This is a genomic window from Mesorhizobium sp. M0698, assembly GCF_040320455.1.
GTDB lineage: Bacteria > Pseudomonadota > Alphaproteobacteria > Rhizobiales > Rhizobiaceae > Mesorhizobium.
This window is the reverse complement of sequence record NZ_JAMYPQ010000003.1, coordinates 434,238-453,305: the sequence shown is the minus strand read 5'-3', so window position 1 is coordinate 453,305 and position 19,068 is coordinate 434,238. Positions and strand designations below refer to the sequence as shown.

The window sequence follows — 19,068 nt, the reverse complement described above, 5'->3', positions numbered from 1 at the left end:
GTTCTGCCAAGAGCGCGCCGTATCAAATGTGCCTCTTGACTTTAATACGTACGTACGTATTGTACCGGCATGGCTAGACATTCACTTCGCGAAAAACTTCTCGACGCCGGTTTCAAAACCATCTGGAATTCCGGCTATTCGTCCGCCGGCGTACGCGACATCGTCGCCGCGGCCGATGCCCGCCCGGGGTCCTTCACCAATCATTTTGCATCCAAGGAGGCGTTCACCGGCGAGGTGCTGGACCGCTATTTCGCCTATGTGAGCGGTTTGGTGGAGCAGGCCCTTGCTCGGGACGGCACGCCCCCGGTCGGGCGCTTGCGCCGCTATCTCGAAATCATCACGTCGAAGCTGGAGGCGCATGATTGGGCACGGGGCTGCATGATCGGCAATCTCAGCCTCGAGACGGCGGCTCACAGCGAGGCGCTGAGGCTGCAACTCGTCGCCATTTTCGAACGCTGGCGTAAGCCCTTTGCCGAATGCATCGCCGAGGGCCAGGCGGCCGGCGACATCACCGACGCGTTCGATGCCGAGGACCTCGCCGATTTCCTGTTGAGTTCCTGGCAAGGCGCGATGCTGCGCATGAAGGTGGAGCGCAGTCCCGAACCGCTCGAGCGTTTCAAGAATATCGTCTTCAAAACAGTCTTCGCAAAAAGGAGCTGATCCGATGAACCCGAAACTCGAAAAGCAGCAATCCCGCACAACGGTGCCACGCTCGCAAGTCGCGGTGCTCGATTCCACCATCTCCTATGTCGAGGCAGGCACGGCTGGCCCGACGGTACTCTTCCTGCACGGCAACCCGACGTCGTCCTACATCTGGCGCGACATCATCCCGCATGTGGCGCCGTTCGGCCGCGGCATTGCGCCCGACCTGATCGGCTATGGCCAATCCGGCAAGCCGGACATCGACTATCGCTTCTTCGACCACGTCCGCTATCTCGACGCCTTCATCGAGACGCTTGGCATCACCGACGTGGTGGTCGTCGCGCAGGACTGGGGCACCGCGCTCGCCTTCCATCTCGCAGCCCGGCGGCCGCAGCGGATCCTCGGCCTCGCCTTCATGGAATTCATCCGCCCCTTCGAGAGTTGGGACGATTTTCACCAGCGTCCGCAGGCGCGCGAATTGTTCAAGGCAATGCGCACGCCTGGCGTCGGTGAGAAGCTTGTCCTGGAAGACAACGTCTTCGTCGAAAAGGTGCTGCCGGCTGCGGTGCTGCGCACGATGAGCGATGAGGAAATGGCCTCCTACCGGGCACCGTTCCCGACGCCGCAATCGCGCAAGCCGATCCTGCGGCTGCCGCGCGACCTGCCGATTGAAGGCCAGCCCGCCGATGTCGCTGCCATCAGCGAGCACGACCATCGGGCGCTCCGGCTCTCCTCCTACCCGAAGCTGCTTTTCTCAGGCGATCCGGGGGCCCTCGTCTCGCCGCAGGCGGCACGGGAATTCGCGGCCGGCCTGAAGAACAGCCGGTTGATCGATCTCGGACCCGGCGCGCATTATCTGCAGGAGGACCATGCCGACAGGATCGGCATCGCAATTGCCGAGTGGATTCCGGAGGTGGCCTTCGAGAGCCGAGCGACCGAATCGGCCTGACGTCGGGACGTGAACCGGCGGCTGCGGCAGCCGGAGAGGTCGACAGCACTGCACTCGGGTTCCAGGCGATGGAGGCGCCAATGATGCCGTATCCAATGACGATGATGTTCTTGCTCGCGGCCGTGTACCTTCAAACGCCCAGGACTTCTTGCCCTCATTGCCACCATGCTACAGACTTGCCAAGAGCGTTGCCGGGACCGCTCTCGAAGCGGGTCGATGACGATCGCCTCACTGGAAACGTTCAGCTCAATCACATGAGGGTCATTTGCGCCGCTGGATAAAAGGGCTGGTTTTTGCTGCAGCCGGAGCCGCCATTGTCTATGCCGTCTTCTTCGGCCCGCTGCCGATCGTTCGATCTTGGTGGCAGGACGACAACTGGCTGGATCCTTTGCATAAGCGCCATCGCATTGCTGACGGTTTGGTGCTGACCGGGGCGTTGGTTGGGAAATCGCGGGCAGAAGTTGTTGCCATGCTCGGCGAGCCGCCGAAGACGGACTATTTCGAGGACTGGAGTCTGGTTTATATTCTTGGTTCGGAAAGAGGATTTTTTTCGATCGACTCTGAATGGCTGGTTATGCGCCTGGATGACGCTGGCTCGGTCACGCAGGCGGCTATCGTCAGAGACTGAACCTGCTGCCGGGGTATCAGCGGTGTTTCCGTTCGACAGGCCGGAAAAGCGCTGCTAGAAGCCCGCGCCACAGACAGGATTCCATGAAATTGGCTGAAGACATCGAACAAGCGGTATCGCGCCGCCGCACTTTCGCGATCATTGCCCACCCCGACGCCGGCAAGACGACGCTCACCGAAAAACTGCTTTTGTTCGGCGGCGCCATCCAGCTTGCCGGCGAGGTCAAGGCCAAGAAGGACCGCATCCAGACCCGCTCGGACTGGATGAAGATCGAACGCGAGCGCGGCATTTCGGTGGTCACCTCGGTGATGACCTTTGAATACGAGGACACCGTCTTCAACCTGCTCGACACGCCCGGCCACGAGGATTTCGCCGACGACACCTATCGCACGCTGTCGGCGGTCGACAGCGCGGTCATGGTGATCGACGCCGCCAAGGGCATCGAGCCGCGCACGCTGAAACTGTTCGAGGTCTGCCGGCTGCGCGATATCCCGATCATCACCTTCGTCAACAAAATGGACCGCGAAAGCCGAGACCCATTCGACATCCTCGATGAGATCGAGCAGAAGCTGGCACTGGATACAGCGCCGATCACCTGGCCGATCGGCCGCGGCAAGACCTTTTCCGGGACCTACCATCTGGCGCTGAACGCGGTGCGCAAGGGCGACGCCGAAAAGGAGCGCACGCCGGTCAACGGTCCCGATTCCAACCGCGTTGCCGGCCTGTTGCCGGAGAACGAGCGGGAGGCCTTCATCGAGGAGCTGGAGCTGGCGCGCGCGGCCTGTCGCCCGCTCGACCTCGATGCCTTCCGCGAGGGCCATTTGACGCCGGTCTATTTCGGTTCGGCGCTGCGCAATTACGGCGTGCGCGACCTGATCGAGGCGCTCGGCGCCTACGGGCCGCCGCCGCGCGCGCAGGAGGCCGACAGCCGCAAGGTCGAGGCGACCGAGGACAAGATGACCTCCTTCGTCTTCAAGATCCAGGCCAATATGGACCCCAACCATCGCGACCGCATCGCTTTCGTCCGCGTCTGCTCCGGCAAGCTCGAGCGCGGCATGAAGGCCAAGCTGGTGCGCACGGGAAAACCGATGAGCCTGTCGGCACCGCAATTCTTCTTCGCCCGCACCCGCGTCACGGCCGACGAGGCGTTCGCCGGCGATGTCGTCGGCATCCCCAACCACGGCACGCTGCGCATCGGCGACACGCTGACCGAAGGCGAGGAGATCCTGTTTCGCGGCGTGCCGAATTTCGCGCCTGAAATCCTGCGCCGCGTTCGCCTCGGCGATGCCATGAAAGCCAAGAAGCTCAAGGAAGCGCTGCACCAGATGGCCGAGGAAGGCGTCGTGCAATTGTTCTCGCCGGAGGACGGCTCGCCAGCCATCGTCGGCGTCGTCGGCGCCCTGCAGCTCGACGTCTTGAAGGAGCGGCTAAACTTCGAATACACACTGCCGGTCGATTTCGAGATGTCGCGCTTTTCCGTCTGCCGCTGGATATCGGCCGACGACAGGGCCGAACTCCAGCGCTTCATCGAGGCGCATCGCGGCGACATCGCGCGCGATCTCGACAACGATCCGGTGTTCCTCGCCCAGCACGCCTTCTCGCTCAACTACGAGGCCGAGCGCTGGAAGGCGATCCGCTTCACCGCGGTCAAGGATTATCAGGTCCGCGACAGAGCGGCTTGATGCGCCCCTTCCCTTCTCCCTTTGTGGGAGAAGGTGTCGCCGAAGGCGACGGATGAGGGGTGTTCCAGGAAACACCAACGTCTCATTCCGTCCAGCACCCCTCAACCGTCTCGGCGCTTCGCGCCGATCCACCTTCTCCCACAGGGGGAGAAGGAAAGATCGCGTTCGTTCACCCTTTCGCTGCCTCTTCGATCTTGGCGATGTCGATCTTGCTCATCTGCATCATCGCCTGCATCACGCGGCCGGCCTTTTCCGTGTCGGGGTCCAGCAGCAGCCTGGGCAGCTGTTCGGGAACGACCTGCCAGGAGAGGCCGAATTTGTCCTTCAGCCAGCTGCACTGGCTGGGCTGGCCACCGCCCGCGATGAGCCTGTCCCAGAAATAGTCGACCTCTTCCTGCGTCTTGCAGTCGATGGAGAGCGAGACTGCCTGGGTGAACTTGAATTGCGGGCCGCCGTTGAGCGCCTGGAACTGAACGCCGTCGAGCTCGAATGAGACCATCAGCACCTTGCCCTCATTATCGCCGCTGCCCTTGGGCCAGCGCATCACGCTCAGCACCTTCGAATTCTTGAAGATGGAGATGTAATGGTTCATGGCCTCCTCGGCCTGGTCGTCGAACCACAGGCAGGGGGTGATCTTTTGCATTCTCTTGCTCCTCGGGCTGGTTTTGGCTTGTTTCACTCGCAAAACGGCCGGCTGGCAATTGATGCCCGGTCCCGCCGTCTGCTCAAGGACGCTCGAGCAAAACACGATCCGACAGCACTTCTGACTTTTTTACGGCCTGGACCGGCTGCGTCTTTGGCTGGCCGCTCGTTCCGCACCCTGGCGCAGCGCAAAATTGTGGCCAGACCAGAGTGTGGCGTCTATAAGGCCTGCGGCTCAATTCCGGTTTTCCGCACCTTTGGGCGCGACGCAGACAGCAAGGACAGTTCAATGCCCGCCTACCGTTCCCGCACCACCACCCATGGCCGCAACATGGCCGGCGCCCGCGGCCTGTGGCGCGCTACCGGCATGAAGGATTCGGATTTCGGCAAGCCGATCATTGCCGTGGTCAATTCCTTCACCCAATTCGTGCCGGGCCATGTCCATTTGAAGGATCTCGGCCAGCTGGTTGCCCGCGAGATCGAAAAAGCCGGCGGCGTCGCCAAGGAGTTCAACACCATTGCCGTCGATGACGGCATCGCCATGGGCCATGACGGCATGCTCTATTCGCTGCCGTCACGCGAATTGATCGCCGACTCGGTCGAATACATGGTCAACGCGCACTGCGCCGACGCGATGGTCTGCATCTCGAATTGCGACAAGATCACGCCCGGCATGCTGATGGCGTCGCTGCGCCTCAACATCCCGACCGTCTTCGTCTCCGGCGGGCCGATGGAGGCCGGCAAGGTGGTGCTCGCCGGCAAGAGCCAGGCGCTTGATCTGGTCGACGCCATGGTCGCGGCCGCCGACGACAAGGTGTCCGACGAGGACGTCAGGACCATCGAACGCTCGGCCTGTCCGACCTGCGGTTCCTGCTCCGGCATGTTCACCGCCAATTCGATGAACTGCCTGACCGAGGCGCTCGGCCTGTCCTTGCCCGGCAATGGTTCGACGCTAGCGACGCATGCCGACCGCAAGCGCCTGTTCGTCGAGGCCGGCCACCTGATCGTCGATCTTGCCCAGCGCTATTACGAGCAGGACGACGACACCGCGCTGCCGCGCAGCATCGCCTCGAAGGGCGCCTTCGAGAACTCCATGACACTCGACATTGCCATGGGCGGTTCGACCAACACCGTGCTGCACATCCTTGCTGCGGCACATGAGGGCGAGGTCGACTTCACCATGGAGGACATCGACCGGCTGTCGCGGCGGGTGCCAGTGCTGTGCAAGGTGGCCCCGGCCAAGGCAGACGTCCATATGGAGGATGTCCACCGCGCCGGCGGCATCATGGCCATCCTCGGCCAGTTGGATAGCGCCGGGCTGATCAACCGCGACCTGCCGACGGTGCACACCGCAAGCCTTGGCGAAGCGCTCGATCATTGGGATATTTCGCGCACCACCAGCCAGAATGTCCGCGATTTCTTCCTGGCGGCACCCGGCGGCGTGCCGACGCAAGTCGCGTTCAGCCAGGACCGCCGCTGGGACGATCTCGATCTCGACCGCGAGAATGGCGTCATCCGCTCGGCCGAACATCCTTTCTCCAGGGATGGCGGCCTTGCCGTGCTGAAAGGCAATCTGGCACTCGATGGCTGCATCGTGAAGACGGCGGGCGTCGATGAATCGATCCTGAAATTCACCGGTCCGGCAAGAGTGTTCGAAAGCCAGGACGCCAGCGTCAAGGCGATCCTGTCGAACGAGATCAAGGCCGGCGATGTCGTCGTCATCCGCTATGAAGGGCCACGCGGCGGACCCGGCATGCAGGAAATGCTCTACCCGACCAGCTATTTGAAATCGAAAGGCCTCGGCAAAGCCTGCGCACTGATCACCGACGGTCGTTTTTCCGGCGGCACCTCCGGCCTGTCGATCGGCCATGTCTCGCCGGAAGCCGCGGAAGGCGGTCTGATCGGGCTGGTCAGGGAAGGCGACACGATCGAGATCGATATCCCCAACCGCACCATCAGGCTTGCTGTCGACGACGCCGAACTCATCGCCCGTCGCGCCGCGATGGAGGCCAGGGGAACGGCTGCCTGGAAGCCCGAAGAAAAGCGCAAGCGCAAGGTGACGACGGCCTTGCGCGCCTATGCGGCGATGGCGACAAGTGCCGCCAAGGGGGCGGTGCGGTACGTGCCGGAATAGAGGCTTTTCCTTCTCCCCTTGTGGGAGAAGGTGGATTGGCGCGCAGCGCCAAGACGGTTGAGGGGTGCTGGACGGAGTGTCGTCGGCGCCAAGCTGGAACACCCCTCATCCGGCCGCTTCGCGGCTACCTTCTCCCACAAGGGAGAAGGGAAGGGGCGCGCCTGAAGGTTCCGCCTTGCGGCAGCACGCTGCATGGAAAGAAACGGCTTTTTTGAACGAGGTGGCGCTAGATGGATTTTGACCTTGTGGTGCGCGGCGGGACGCTGCCCGACGGCAGGATCGCGGATATCGGCATCGTCGGCGAAACGATCGCAGCGATAGAGCCCGAGCTGAACGTCAGCGCCGGCACGGCGATCGATGCCCATGGCAATCTGGTCTCGCCGCCCTTCGTCGATCCGCATTTCCATATGGACGCCACGCTTTCGCTCGGCATTCCGCGCATCAATGTCTCGGGCACGCTGCTCGAAGGCATCTCGCTTTGGGGCGAGTTGAAGCCGCTTCTGACCCACGAAGCGGTGCGCGACCGTGCGCTCGCCTATTGCGACTGGGCGGTGTCGATGGGCCTGCTCGCCATCCGCACCCATGTCGATGTTTGCGACGACCGCCTGCTGGCGGTCGAGGCGCTGCTCGACGTGAAGAAGACGGTTGGCCCCTATATCGACCTGCAGCTGGTCGCCTTCCCGCAGGACGGGTTTTACCGCTCGCCGACGGCGCGCGACAACACCATCCGGGCGCTCGACATAGGCGTCGATGTCGTCGGCGGCATTCCGCATTTCGAGCGCACAATGGCCGACGGCACGCGCTCCGTCACCGAGCTCTGCGAAATCGCGGCGAAGCGCGGCCTGATGGTCGACTTGCATTGCGACGAGACGGACGATCCGCTGTCGCGCCACATCGAGCAGCTTGCCTATGAGACGCAGCGGCTCGGGTTGCAGGGCAGAGTGGCCGGCTCGCACCTGACATCGATGCATTCGATGGATAATTACTACGTTTCGAAGCTATTGCCGCTGATTGCCGAGGCCGGCGTTTCGGCGATCCCCAATCCGCTGATCAACATCATGCTGCAGGGCCGCCACGACAGCTTTCCCAAGCGCCGCGGACTGACGCGAGTCAAGGAGATGCTGGCGCAAGGCATCCGCGTCGGCTGGGGCCAGGATTGCGTGCTCGACCCCTGGTATTCGCTGGGCACCGCAGACATGCTCGACGTCGCCTTCATGGGCCTGCATGTCGCGCAGATGTCGAGCCCGGCCGAGATGGCGCGCTGCTTCGACATGGTCACCAACGTCAATGCCGCCATCATGGGCCTCGACCACCTTGGCGTGGCGGTCGGCAAGCGCGCCAGCCTGGTCGTTCTCGATGCCGGCAACCCAGTCGAGGCGCTGCGGCTGCGCCCAGAGCGTCTCTGCGTCATCGCCAGGGGCAAGGTGGTGGCCGAGCGCAGCCGGCAGGACACGCGGCTTTCGATCGCCGGAAGGCCGGGCACGGTGAACCGGCGCCACGCTTAGTCCAGCCGATTTCCCGCGCTGGTCTTACCGAATTCTCGATTTTCGCCTCGTCATGGCCGCAGCTTGCGACTACGACGCGGGTCACCGTACCCCACGGCGAGGAACCGGTAACGGAATGGCGCAGCCCGCAGCCCAGTACTCAACGATCATGAACGTGCTGCTGGCCGGCATCCTGCTGATGCTCGCCGGCGACTTCCTGTTTGCGCTGAACGACGCGATGGGCAAGTGGCTGGTCGCCAGTTTTTCCGTCGGCCAGGTCGTGCTGATCCGCTCGATCGGCGCGTTTTTCATACTCGGGCCGATGATTGCACATCAGGGTGCGGCCAAGCTGTTTCGCATGGAGCGGCCGGAGCTGCAGCTGCTGCGCGTGGTGATGACGACGCTCGACACGGCGCTGTTCTACGCGGCGGTCGTCTATCTGCCGCTCGCCGATGTGATGAGCTTTTACATGGCCGGGCCGATCTATGTGGCGGCGCTGTCGCATTTCCTGCTCGGCGAAAGGGTCGGCTGGCGCCGCTGGGCGGCGATCCTGGTCGGCTTCTGCGGCGTGCTGATCATGCTGAAGCCATCCTCGGCCGCGTTCTCGCTGTCCTCGATGTTCGCGCTCGCCGGCAGCATTTCATTTGCCTTCGCTATCATCCTCAACCGGCGGCTGCGCGGCACCAGCGACACTTCGCTGGTCACCTGGCAGAGCATCGGCACGCTGCTGGTCGGCGCTGCGTTGACCATAGGCAGTTGGAAGACGCCGTCATCGCTCGATTTCGGCGCCATGCTGCTTCTCGGCGTCGTCTCCTGCGGCGCGCACCTGATGATCACCCGGGCGTTGAAGCTTGCCCCTGCCTCGACCTTGGCGCCGCTGCATTACAGCCTGCTGTTGTGGGCAGTGGTCTTCGGCCTGGCCTTCTTCGGCGATGTGCCTGGGCCGCGCATCCTGGTCGGCTCGGCCATCGTCGTGCTGGCCGGCCTGTTCATCTTCCACCGCCAGAAGGTGGTCGACACGGTACCGCCCGAAAACGTGCCAAAGGGCGTGAACTAACCCCGGCGCATCGCCGCAAGATGCCGCGAAAATTCCGGCGTCTCCATCAGCGCCTTGCAGCGCGCAAACCGGCCGTCGGCATAGGCGCGAAAGTCGTCGGCCGGATTTTTGTTGGCAAGCTGGATCAGTCCCCACAGCGTCCACAGCAGGTCGCACATCGCCTTATAAATGACGATGCGGGCGCGCTCCGCCGGTCTCGGCTCGCCGCCGAAATAGGCCAGCGTCATCTCCTCGTCCTGCGCGGCGTCGAATTGCCCTTCGACGCTGAGGTCGCCGATATCCCAGAGCGGATCGTTCATGCCGGAATATTCCCAGTCGACGATCCACATCCTGTCCCCAGTATCGAGAAAGTTTTCGCATAGCGGGTCGCAGTGGCAGGCGACGATCGGCAGAGGTTGAGCCGCAAGTGCTGAGCGCACTGCCTCCGCCTCGCGGACCACATCGTGGTAGCCGGCAGGCAGGGCGACGTCCTTGGTCGACAGCACTTTCAGATAATCGTCGATCATCGCAAACAGCTCGAAGCGGAAGGGGAACACCGCGCCGGATGTGTGCAGTTTGCGAAAGGCCTTGCCGGCGCGTGCCGGACTGCCCGGCCGAGTCTTGAACTTTTCCGGTGACATCGTCTCGGCACCGGCAACGAAGCGGGTCACCAACACGCCGGTCTCGGCATCGACATGCAGCACATCGGGACTGACGCCGGCCTTCGCCGCTTCCCGCGCCGCCACTGCCTCGTTGGCGCGGTTGATGTATTCCTCGGTACCCTTGCCGGGGATACGCAGGCAGAAATCTCCCGCTCTGAAGACGAGATTGGTGAGGCCGCCAAGCCGTTCCAGCGGCCCCTCGTAGCCGGCCAGCACCGGAATAGCCGCAAGTGCGGCGCGCGCCCGGTCGTCCGCCATGGATTTCGCTCCTTTCCCCGTGTTATTGGGACGACGACGGTTCCACAGTTTTCGCCGTTTGGCTATGATCGCGTTGCGGATCGATACCAGGCGACGGAAAGCGATGACGGACAGCAATCAGCAGAGCGCACTCGCCGCAGCCTATGCGGCGAAGCGGCCGGAAGACGTCGCGGCGCTCTACGACAGTTGGGCAGGCACCTATGACGCCGACATGTCGGCGGCTGGCTATCGCCATCCCACCATCTGCCTTGCCTTGCTGGCCCGCCATCTGCCGCGCGGCGCCGCACCTCTCCTCGATGCCGGGGCAGGCACCGGGCTTATCGGCGAATGGCTTGCCATCATCGGTTATCCGCAGGTCGAGGCGCTCGACATCTCGGAAGGCATGCTGGCCCAGGCGGCGCGCAAGGGCGTCTATTCGGCGCTTCACTGCCTGGCGCTTGGCGGACCGCTGCCGTTCGTGGACGATGCCTATGCCGGGATCATCTCCGCCGGCGTCTTCACTTCGGGCCATGTCGGAGCCGAGGGGCTGGACGAGCTGATCCGCATCTGCCGGCCGGGTGGGGTGATCGTGCTGACGGTGAAGAACACGCTGTGGGATGCCGGGTTTGCCGCGCGGATCGCCGAGCTCGAGGCGCAAGCCACCGTCACGCGCGCCGAAGAGACGCTGCCCTATGTTTCGATGCCAGGCGAGGCCGATACCGTGCCGAGCCGGGGGCTGGTGCTCATCGTGAACTGAGGCTGAAACCGGAAGGCTCTACGCCTTCACCTTTGCTCCTGCCGGATCGTAAAGCGGCTCGAGGTGTATCTTAGCCGGCGTCCGTTCCATTGCCACCACCAGCTCGTAGTTGCCGGAAGTGAGGAAATCATCGTTGACGCCATCGGCATTGCGCACATAGCCGTAGCCGATGTTCTTGCCGATGGTGTAGCCATAGCCGCCGCTGGTGAGATAACCGACCGCCTCGCCGTTGCGCAGGATGGTCTCGCGCCCGAGCAGGACGATGTCCGGATCGTCGACCGTGAAGCCGGCAAAACGTTTCCTGGGCGGCGAACCGTCGACCTTCTCCAAGGCCCGCCGGCCGAGGAAATCGGTGTTTTTTCTGAGCTTCACCGCCCAGCCGAGGCCGGCCTCCTGCGGCGTGTCGTTGGGCGTGATGTCGGAGCCCCAGGCGCGGTAGCCTTTTTCCAGCCGCAGTGATTCCAGCGCCCGGTAGCCGACCGGGCGGATGTCGTAGGTCTCGCCCGCCGCCATCAGCGCATCGAAAACCTCGCCCGTCGCCGCGATCGGCGCATGCAATTCCCAGCCGAGCTCACCGACATAGGTGACGCGCAGTGCCCGCACGATGTGGCCGGCAATGGCGATCTCGCGAACATGGCCGAACGGGAAAGCTGTATTCGACACATCCGCGTCGGTCACATCGGACAGCACGTCGCGGGCGCGCGGCCCCATCAGCGACAGCGTGCCAAAATCCTCCGTGACGTCGGTCAGCGTCACGTCGAACTCCCTGCCGATATGATCGGCAATCCAGGAGAAATCATGCGTGCGGAACCCGGTGCCGGTGACGATGTAGAATTTCTCCTCACCGAGCCGCGCCACGGTCAAATCGGCCGCGATGCCGCCGCGCGTGTTGAGGAGCTGCGTGTAGGTCAGCCGGCCGACCGGTTTGGCGACGTCATTGGCGCAGATCCAGTCCAGCGCCTTCAGCGCGTCGGCTCCGGTCATTTCGTATTTGGCGAAAGACGACTGGTCGAAAATACCGATCTTTTCGCGCACGTGGCGGTGCTCGTCGCCAACCGCCGGGAACCAGTTCTGCCGGCCCATCGAATAGACGTCCTTCGGCTCGATGCCTTCCGGCGCGAACCAGTTCGGCCGCTCCCAGCCAAGTTTCGAGCCGAACACGGCGCGATGTTTTTGCAGCCGCTCGTACAAAGGCGAGACGATGCGCGGCCGGCCGCTGACATATTCCTCATGCGGGAAGCCGATCGTGTAGTGCTTGCCATAGGCTTCCAGCGTGCGGTCGCGGACCCATTGCCGGTCGCGGTGGAGATCGGAGAAGCGGCGGATGTCGACCACCCACAGATCGAGCGGCGCCTCGCCGTCGACGACCCATTGCGCCAGCACCCAGCCGGCGCCGCCGCCGGACGCGATGCCGAAGGCATTGAAGCCGGCGCCGACGAACATATTGGCGCATTCCGGCGCCACACCGAGGATGAAATTGCCATCCGGCGTAAAGCTCTCCGGCCCGTTGATCATCTGCTTGACGCCGGCATTGGCGAGCGCCGGGACACGCTCGATCGCCTGGCTCATATGCTGCTCGAAATGACCGTAATCATCGTCGAACAGCCGAAACTCCCAATCGTCCGGCACATCGCCGCCCGGCAGACCGGTCGTCCACGCCTGCGGGTTCGGCTCGTAGCCGCCCATCACCAACCCGCCGACCTCCTCCTTGAAATAGGTGCGGCGATCGGGGTCGCGAATTGTCGGCGCGTCGGTCGCCAAGCCGACGATCCTCTCGGTGATGATGTACTGGTGCTTCACCGGCTGCAGCGGCACGTTTATGCCGGCGAGCGCACCCACCTGCCGCGCCCATTGCCCGGCGCAGTTCACCACCTTGTCGCAGGCGATATCGCCCCTGTTCGTCCTAACCTTGACGATCCGGCCGTTGGTCATTTCAAAGCCGGTGACCCGCACCTCCTCGAACAATTTTGCGCCATGCATGCGCGCACCCTTGGCCAGCGACTGGGTGATGTCGGAAGGGCTTGCCTGACCGTCGGTCGGCAGCCAGGACGCGCCGACGAGGTCGCCGGCTTCCAGCAGCGGCCACATTTCCTTGACCTCGGCCGGCGACAGCAGATGCATGTCCATGCCGAAGCTCTTAGCCGTCGTTGCCAGCCGCTTATACTCGGTCCAGCGGTCGGCATTGGTGGCGAGGCGCAGGCAGCCAGTCATCTTCCAGCCGGTGGCGAGGCCGGTTTCGGCTTCCAGCCCCTTGTAGAGATCGACCGAATATTTGAGCACGCGCGTGATCGACGCCGACGAGCGTAGCTGGCCGACCAGCCCGGCAGCATGCCAGGTCGAACCCGAGGTCAGTTTGCCCTGTTCGAGCAGCACGATTTCGGCCTTGTGGTCGCGCGCCAGATGATAGGCCGTCGAACAGCCGATGATGCCACCGCCGATGACGACGATCCCGGCCTGGGCGGGCAAGGTCATGTCCGCGTCCCGTATTTTGTCCTGTAGTTTTCCAGGGCGGCTTCGAGCCGCGCCAGGTTTTCGTCGGCGTAGGCGGCGTAGTCGACACCGGGCGCGTCGAGGTAAAGCTCGGAAACCATGCCCCACATCGCCTCACGCAGCAGCGACGCGCATTGCATGGCGGCGTGCGAGCGCCGTATCGCCGGGTCCGGCTCCTTCATGAAATAGGCGGTGAGGAAGGCGAAGGACTCCTCGTCGCTCATGCCTGCATTCGACGCCGCGCCGGCAAGGTCGAACATCGCGGTGTTGAAGCCTGCATATTCGAAATCGATGAGCCACAGCCTGTGACCGTCGTCGATTATGTTAGCCGGCAAGAGGTCATTATGGCCGAAGACGATCGGCAGCAGCTTTTGCGCGCGCTCGAGCTCGTCCGCCAGCGTCAGCAGGCGCGGCAGTTCGCCCAGCTTGCGGCTGCGGCCTTCCTCCAGCGTGCGCGCATAGTCGCGAATGACATGGAATACCCAGAACATGAAGCCGGCGCCGGAGACATGACCGGGCATCTCCCGGTGGAAACCGCGCAGCAACGCGGCAACGCGGCCGAGATCGGCGCGCACGTCCTGCGCGACATAGGCCTTGGCGCCGAGATACTCCGTCACCATGACGCCGGGTCCAGTGTAGTGGACGGCCGGAGCGAAGCCTGCCGCGTGCGCTGCCCGCGCCGTCATCATCTCGCGCTCGCGAAAGACATGGTGGAACGGATAGTCCTGGCCGAGCCGCACGACGTGCCGCCCGGCCGCGTCCTTGACCAGATAATTGGCATTGCTCAGCCCGCCCGGCAGCGGCGCGATGTCGATGCTGCCCGTCCAGCAAGGCAGCGCACGGATGCGGTCTTCGACAGTCACGATCTCGTCCAACATTGGGTCAATCTTCCACGCATGTCACGGCTGGCCAGCGATGACAATCGGACGGAGGAATGGAGGCAACGCGAAGATCTCGTCGGTGCAGATCTCGGGATCGGTATCCCGCACCGCACCGACGAGCCCCTTTGTGCCGGGTTCTTCGACGCCGGCATCCGCCCCCGCGGATCCTGAATTTCGGTACCCTTGCACCCGACGATCTCCCGGGCGTTCGGGCAAGCGATTTTTCGTGCGGCTCAGCCGTCGTCCTCCGTTCCGAGCCTGTCACAGCGATAATGTCGCGCCACGCTGGAGGCGTTGTCAACGCGAAATTGTGGTATTTTCTGGTTTTTTGCCCGAATTTTGCTAAATTCCTTGGAGTTAGTGGCATTTATGCCGTAGAAGCGGTCAGCGGTGCAACAATCCGACCGGATGGAACCGATGGTCCACTCGAAGCGGCATGGCGAAATCCTGCGCCTCCTCAGGGAGGAAGGCACCGTGACCATTGCGAGCCTGGCCGACCGGCTGGGCGTCTCGCTGGAGACAGTACGCCGCGACGTCAAGCCACTGACCAGCGACGGTTCCATCCTCAAGATGCACGGCGCCGTCGGCCTGCCGTCGATTGCCGGCGAAGCGCCGTTCGAGCGGCGCATGCGCGAGAACGCCGATGCCAAGCGGGCAATAGCGCGCATGGTCGCCGCCACCATCCGCGACGGCGAATCGATCATGCTCGACACCGGCACCACCACGTCTTTCCTGGCCCGGGAACTGCTCGGCCACCGGCGGCTGACGGTCGTCACCAACTCCTCCGACATCGCCCGCACATTGGCCACCGTCAACGGCAATAAGGTCTACATGGCCGGCGGCGAGCTGCGCAGCGATTCCGGTGCTGCCTTTGGCGTCTCTGCCATCGAATTCGTCAGCCGCTTTTCCGTCAGCCATGCAGTGATATCGACCGGTGCGGTCGATGCCGTCACCGGCGTCATGGACTATGATCTGGAAGAGGCCGAATTCGCCCGCATGGTGCTGTCGCGCGGCCAGCGTTCGCTTGTCGTCACCGACCATAGCAAATTCGGCCGCCAGGGCCTTGTTCAGGTCTGCGGCTTCGGCGGCTTTTCCGAACTCGCGACCGACCGTCCGCCGCCGCACGACATCGCCGCCGCCCTTGCCCAGGCCGGCGCACGGCTCAGCATTGCCGATGGCGGAAGCGAGGGCTGAGCTCTATCGTGAGCTCTATCGGGAGATCTGCGCCAGCACCCACTTCCCAGCGCCGCCTCTGCCGTGTTTAGTCCGGCCATGGCTTTCACCATCCGCCAATTGCAGTTCTTCATCGCCGTCGCCGAGCAGGGCACAGTGTCGGGCGCCGCCCAGAACCTGTCGATCTCGCAATCCTCGGTCACCGAGGCGATCAAGGAGCTGGAGCACGATCTCGGCGTCGAGCTGTTCGAGCGCCACCCGCGCGGCTTGAACATCACCCACAAAGGCCACCAGTTCCTGCGCCATGCGAGAAAGATCCTGGCCGACGTTTCCGATGCGCGCCGCGCCTTCTTCGGCGAACAGGCCGCGGCAAGCGGGCGGCTGCAACTTGGCGTCACCTCGCTGGTCGCCGGCTATGTGCTTTCCGATCTTCTTGCCCGCTACCGCCGCGCCTATCCGGGTGTCGAGGTCTCGGCGATCGAGGACAATGGCGACTATCTCGAGCACCTGTTAATTGGCGGCAAGCTCGACATTGCCGTCATGGTCACCTCGAACCTGCGCGACCGCACGGCACTGCAGTCCGAAATCCTCGAAGTCTCGGCCTACCGGCTATGGCTGCCGCTCGGCCATCCCTTGGCCGGTGCCGACATCATCGGCATCGGCGACATCGCCTCGGAACCGCTGATCATGCTGACCGTCGACGAGATCGAGGAGAATACCGGAAAGCTGCTGACGGCAATCGGCGCCAAGCCGCATGTCGCCTTCCGCACCCGCTCGGTCGAAGCGGTGCGCAGCCTCGTCGCTACCGGCGCCGGCGTGGCGCTGCTGCCCGACCTCGTCTACCGGCCATGGTCGCTGGAAGGCGACCGCATCGAATCTCGCGATATTTCGGGGTCGTTACCAGTCGTCCAGGTCGGCATGGTCTGGCGGCGCGGCTCCGGCCTGCCGCAGGCGGCTCGTGACTTCATCGGACTTGCCCAGTCGCAGCGCATGGTGCGCCAACGGCCTGAGAAGATCGGCCGCTGATATATCGGAAAAACCGATATCGGCTTTCTGATAAATGAATTTGCGAAACCGGAAATTTCGCAGCACTTTTCGGTCAGGGAACAAAGCTGCCGTTAGAGCGACGTGCGTCCAATTGGACGCACATAGTACGCTCTAAGACTTTTAGTTTTCGCATCGGACTTTCCGAAAATCGATTCCGATTTTCGGGCCGATGCGAGGAGCACGGCCCTTCAGAGCCGCGCATCCAACGTTTTGGAACGGGCGCATGATCTTCTTCCGAAACCCGAAACCGGTTTCGAGGTCATGCAAAAATGGGAGATCGACGATGAATTCATTGCTGAAATCATGCACTGCCTTGACGGTCGCGCTGAGCTTCTCCGGCCAGGCCATCGCCCAGGTCAAGGAGCTCGGCAAAGGCGAAGGCGAGGTCACTATCGTCGCCTGGCCGGGCTATATCGAGCGCGGCGAAACCGACAAGGGCTATGATTGGGTCACGTCCTTCGAGAAGGAAACCGGCTGCAAGGTCAACGTCAAGACCGCCAACACCTCCGACGAGATGGTCTCGCTGATGAACGAGGGCGGTTTCGACCTGGTCACCGCCTCGGGCGATGCCTCGCTGCGTCTGGTCGCCGGCAAGCGCGTCCAGCCGATCAACACCGACCTCATCCCGAGCTGGAAGACGGTCGACGACCGGCTGAAGGATGCGCCCTGGTTCACCGTCGGCGGAGTCCATTACGGCGTCCCCTATCAGTGGGGGCCGAACGTGCTGATGTACAACACCGAAGTGTTCAAGGAGGCGCCGAAGAGCTGGAACGTGGTCTTCGAGGAATTGAAGCTTCCCGACGGCAAGTCGAACAAGGGCCGCGTCCAGGCCTATGACGGGCCGATCCACATCGCCGACGCCGCCAATTACCTGATGGCTCACAAGCCGGAGCTCGGCATCAAGGATCCGTACGAACTGACCGAGGATCAGTACAAGGCGGCGCTCGACCTGTTGCGGGTCCAGCGTACGCTGGTCGGACGCTATTGGCACGACGCCGCCATCCAGGTCGACGATTTCCAGAACGAAGGCGTCGTCGCCTCCGGTTCTTGGCCCTACCAGGTCAACACGCTGATCGCGGCCAAGAAGCCGGTCGCCTCGACTATCCCCGAGGAGGGCGTCACCGGCTGGGCCGATACCACGATGATGGAGGCCGATGCTGCCCACCCGAACTGCGCCTACATGTGGATGGAGCATTCGCTGTCGCCAAAAGTGCAGGGCGACGTCTCCGCCTGGTTCGGCTCGCTGCCGGTGGTGCCCGCCGCCTGCAAGGGCAACGAACTGCTCGGCGAAGAAGGCTGCAAGACCAACGGGTACGACAATTTCGACAAGATCAAGTTCTGGAAGACGCCGGTCTCGAAATGCGCCACCCAGAACGACCAGTGCGTGCCCTATTACCGCTGGGTGTCGGACTATATCGGCGTCATCGGCGGGCGGTGAGTTCGCCTCACCTACGAAGCTCGGCGCTGCCCCTCACCCTTACCCTCTCCCCGTGAAGAACGGGGGTCGCCAGCGTTGGAGCGCCTCCCTTCTCCCCGTCCACTATACGAGGAGAAGGTGCCGGCAGGCGGATGAGAGGCAGCGCTACCGCCTGAAATTTGATGAGCCTGACAGATCAGGACAGCCCCATGACCTCCGCCGTTTCCTTCCAAAACGTCTCTCGCCATTTCGGCAGCGTGCGTGCCGTCGACGCGGTCGATCTCGACATCGTGCCGGGCGAGTTCTTCGCTATGCTCGGGCCTTCCGGCTCGGGCAAGACGACGTGCCTGCGCCTCATCGCCGGTTTCGAGCAGCCGACGGCGGGCTCGATCGCGATCTTCGGCGAACGCGCCGAGGGCGTGCCGCCCTATCGCCGCAACGTCAACACCGTGTTCCAGGATTATGCGCTGTTCCCGCATCTCAACGTGCTCGACAACGTCGCCTATGGGCTGATGGTCAAGGGCGTCGGCAGACCGGAGCGGCAAAAGGCGGCGGAAGAAGCGCTGGCGCTGGTGCGGCTTCCCGGCTACGGCGCCCGTCGCCCTGGCCAGCTTTCCGGCGGCCAGCGCCAGCGCGTCGCGCTCGCCCGTGCGCTGGTCAACCAGCCCAAGGTGCTGTTGCTCGACGAGCCGCTCGGCGCCCTCGACCTCAAGCTTCGCGAAAACATGCAGGAGGAGTTGAAATCGCTGCAGAAGGCGCTCGGCATCACCTTCGTGTTCGTCACCCACGACCAGGGCGAAGCGCTGTCGATGGCCGACCGCGTCGCCGTCTTCAATGACGGCAAGATTATGCAGATCGGCACGCCGGAAGACATCTACCAGCGTCCCAAGACCCGCTTCGTCGCCGATTTCGTCGGCTCGTCCAACGTGCTGCCGCCGGATTTCGTCCAGCGCTATGCCGGCCAGCATCGCTGGGGCAGCCTGCGGCCCGAATCCATCCGTATTGGCCGGGCCAACGGCGAAGGGGTTGCCGCCCGCCTGGTCTCGACCAACTATCTCGGCGCCACGACAAGACTGGCGCTCGATGCAGAGGGCTTGCGGCTGCATGCCATCGTGCCGGCGGGTGCTGCCTTGCCCCGGGAAGGCGAGGCGGTGGTGCTCACCTTCAACCGCGAGCATTTGCATCTGATGGACGAGCTAGGATGAGC

The 19,068-nt window shown here is 63.5% G+C and carries 16 protein-coding genes; 12 read left to right on the top strand and 4 right to left on the bottom strand.

The features are described 5' to 3' along the window. Positions 1-69 precede the first annotated feature (69 nt). From NKI16_RS09805 to NKI16_RS09790, 4 genes are all read left to right on the top strand, one after another. Entirely contained in the window at positions 70-660 is a 591-nt protein-coding gene (locus NKI16_RS09805; RefSeq protein WP_352484939.1) for a TetR/AcrR family transcriptional regulator, read from the top strand. 4 nt (positions 661-664) lie between these two features. Continuing rightward, positions 665-1,591 carry a haloalkane dehalogenase gene (locus tag NKI16_RS09800; protein ID WP_352623200.1) on the top strand — a complete coding sequence of 309 codons (927 nt, stop codon included), beginning with the start codon at positions 665-667 and terminating at the stop codon, positions 1,589-1,591. A gap of 265 nt (positions 1,592-1,856) precedes the next feature. Continuing rightward, positions 1,857-2,219 (top strand): hypothetical protein, encoded by a 363-nt coding sequence (locus tag NKI16_RS09795; RefSeq protein ID WP_352458662.1) that lies wholly within the window; start codon positions 1,857-1,859, stop codon positions 2,217-2,219. An 89-nt stretch (positions 2,220-2,308) separates the two neighbouring features. Next, positions 2,309-3,901 (top strand): peptide chain release factor 3, encoded by a 1,593-nt coding sequence (locus NKI16_RS09790; RefSeq protein WP_023676361.1) that lies wholly within the window; start codon positions 2,309-2,311, stop codon positions 3,899-3,901. Between the two features lie 169 nt (positions 3,902-4,070). Here the strand turns inward: NKI16_RS09790 and NKI16_RS09785 are convergent, their stop codons facing one another. Further along, positions 4,071-4,544: a VOC family protein gene (locus NKI16_RS09785; protein ID WP_023676360.1), complete on the bottom strand. Its 474-nt coding sequence runs from the start codon at positions 4,542-4,544 to the stop codon at positions 4,071-4,073. A 288-nt stretch (positions 4,545-4,832) separates the two neighbouring features. On the opposite strand from NKI16_RS09785, the gene ilvD reads away from it, so the two are divergent. The 3 genes from ilvD to NKI16_RS09770 all read left to right on the top strand — a co-directional run bounded on the left by ilvD (position 4,833) and on the right by NKI16_RS09770 (position 9,218). Then, entirely contained in the window at positions 4,833-6,677 is a 1,845-nt protein-coding gene (gene ilvD, locus NKI16_RS09780; RefSeq protein WP_352591161.1) for a dihydroxy-acid dehydratase, read from the top strand. Between the two features lie 230 nt (positions 6,678-6,907). Beyond that, positions 6,908-8,182 (top strand): amidohydrolase family protein, encoded by a 1,275-nt coding sequence (locus NKI16_RS09775; RefSeq protein ID WP_352568322.1) that lies wholly within the window; start codon positions 6,908-6,910, stop codon positions 8,180-8,182. Between the two features lie 115 nt (positions 8,183-8,297). Next, positions 8,298-9,218, top strand: a complete 921-nt coding sequence (locus NKI16_RS09770) for a DMT family transporter (RefSeq protein ID WP_352568324.1) — start codon at positions 8,298-8,300, stop codon at positions 9,216-9,218. On the opposite strand, the gene NKI16_RS09765 is transcribed toward NKI16_RS09770, so the two are convergent. Beyond that, entirely contained in the window at positions 9,215-10,117 is a 903-nt protein-coding gene (locus tag NKI16_RS09765) for a phosphotransferase (protein ID WP_352568326.1), read from the bottom strand. The two genes, NKI16_RS09770 and NKI16_RS09765, sit on opposite strands and share 4 nt — an antisense overlap. A gap of 103 nt (positions 10,118-10,220) precedes the next feature. On the opposite strand from NKI16_RS09765, the gene NKI16_RS09760 reads away from it, so the two are divergent. Further along, positions 10,221-10,853, top strand: coding sequence for a class I SAM-dependent DNA methyltransferase (locus NKI16_RS09760; protein WP_352623199.1), 633 nt, complete (start codon positions 10,221-10,223; stop codon positions 10,851-10,853). Between the two features lie 18 nt (positions 10,854-10,871). On the opposite strand, the gene NKI16_RS09755 is transcribed toward NKI16_RS09760, so the two are convergent. Then, positions 10,872-13,325: a GcvT family protein gene (locus tag NKI16_RS09755; RefSeq protein WP_352623198.1), complete on the bottom strand. Its 2,454-nt coding sequence runs from the start codon at positions 13,323-13,325 to the stop codon at positions 10,872-10,874. After that, a complete protein-coding gene (locus NKI16_RS09750; RefSeq protein WP_023676353.1) occupies positions 13,322-14,206 on the bottom strand; it encodes a phosphotransferase family protein in 885 nt (294 codons plus the stop codon). Before NKI16_RS09750 ends, NKI16_RS09755 begins: the two co-directional genes overlap by 4 nt. A 435-nt stretch (positions 14,207-14,641) precedes the next feature. On the opposite strand from NKI16_RS09750, the gene NKI16_RS09745 reads away from it, so the two are divergent. The 4 genes from NKI16_RS09745 (at position 14,642) to NKI16_RS09730 (ending at position 19,066) form a co-directional block, all read left to right on the top strand. Further along, complete coding sequence (locus tag NKI16_RS09745; protein WP_352568329.1) at positions 14,642-15,418, top strand: DeoR/GlpR family DNA-binding transcription regulator; 777 nt, start codon at positions 14,642-14,644, stop codon at positions 15,416-15,418. A 78-nt stretch (positions 15,419-15,496) separates the two neighbouring features. Continuing rightward, complete coding sequence (locus NKI16_RS09740) at positions 15,497-16,423, top strand: LysR family transcriptional regulator (protein WP_023676350.1); 927 nt, start codon at positions 15,497-15,499, stop codon at positions 16,421-16,423. Between the two features lie 304 nt (positions 16,424-16,727). Continuing rightward, a complete protein-coding gene (locus tag NKI16_RS09735; RefSeq protein WP_023676348.1) occupies positions 16,728-17,882 on the top strand; it encodes an ABC transporter substrate-binding protein in 1,155 nt (384 codons plus the stop codon). Positions 17,883-18,070: 188 nt separating this feature from the next. After that, positions 18,071-19,066 (top strand): ABC transporter ATP-binding protein, encoded by a 996-nt coding sequence (locus NKI16_RS09730; RefSeq protein WP_352568330.1) that lies wholly within the window; start codon positions 18,071-18,073, stop codon positions 19,064-19,066. Positions 19,067-19,068 lie beyond the last annotated feature (2 nt).

Bases quoted from the DNA above. Each gene is read 5' to 3' on its own strand.
- NKI16_RS09760 (WP_352623199.1), top strand. From the start codon at position 10,221: ATGACGGACAGCAATCAGCAGAGCGCACTCGCCGCAGCCTATGCGGCG.
- NKI16_RS09740 (WP_023676350.1), top strand. From the start codon at position 15,497: ATGGCTTTCACCATCCGCCAATTGCAGTTCTTCATCGCCGTCGCCGAG.
- NKI16_RS09775 (WP_352568322.1), top strand. From the start codon at position 6,908: ATGGATTTTGACCTTGTGGTGCGCGGCGGGACGCTGCCCGACGGCAGG.
- NKI16_RS09765 (WP_352568326.1), bottom strand. From the start codon at position 10,117: ATGGCGGACGACCGGGCGCGCGCCGCACTTGCGGCTATTCCGGTGCTG.
- NKI16_RS09730 (WP_352568330.1), top strand. From the start codon at position 18,071: ATGACCTCCGCCGTTTCCTTCCAAAACGTCTCTCGCCATTTCGGCAGC.
- NKI16_RS09745 (WP_352568329.1), top strand. From the start codon at position 14,642: ATGGTCCACTCGAAGCGGCATGGCGAAATCCTGCGCCTCCTCAGGGAG.
- NKI16_RS09800 (WP_352623200.1), top strand. From the start codon at position 665: ATGAACCCGAAACTCGAAAAGCAGCAATCCCGCACAACGGTGCCACGC.
- NKI16_RS09735 (WP_023676348.1), top strand. From the start codon at position 16,728: ATGAATTCATTGCTGAAATCATGCACTGCCTTGACGGTCGCGCTGAGC.
- NKI16_RS09755 (WP_352623198.1), bottom strand. From the start codon at position 13,325: ATGACCTTGCCCGCCCAGGCCGGGATCGTCGTCATCGGCGGTGGCATC.
- NKI16_RS09785 (WP_023676360.1), bottom strand. From the start codon at position 4,544: ATGCAAAAGATCACCCCCTGCCTGTGGTTCGACGACCAGGCCGAGGAG.
- NKI16_RS09805 (WP_352484939.1), top strand. From the start codon at position 70: ATGGCTAGACATTCACTTCGCGAAAAACTTCTCGACGCCGGTTTCAAA.
- NKI16_RS09770 (WP_352568324.1), top strand. From the start codon at position 8,298: ATGGCGCAGCCCGCAGCCCAGTACTCAACGATCATGAACGTGCTGCTG.
- ilvD (WP_352591161.1), top strand. From the start codon at position 4,833: ATGCCCGCCTACCGTTCCCGCACCACCACCCATGGCCGCAACATGGCC.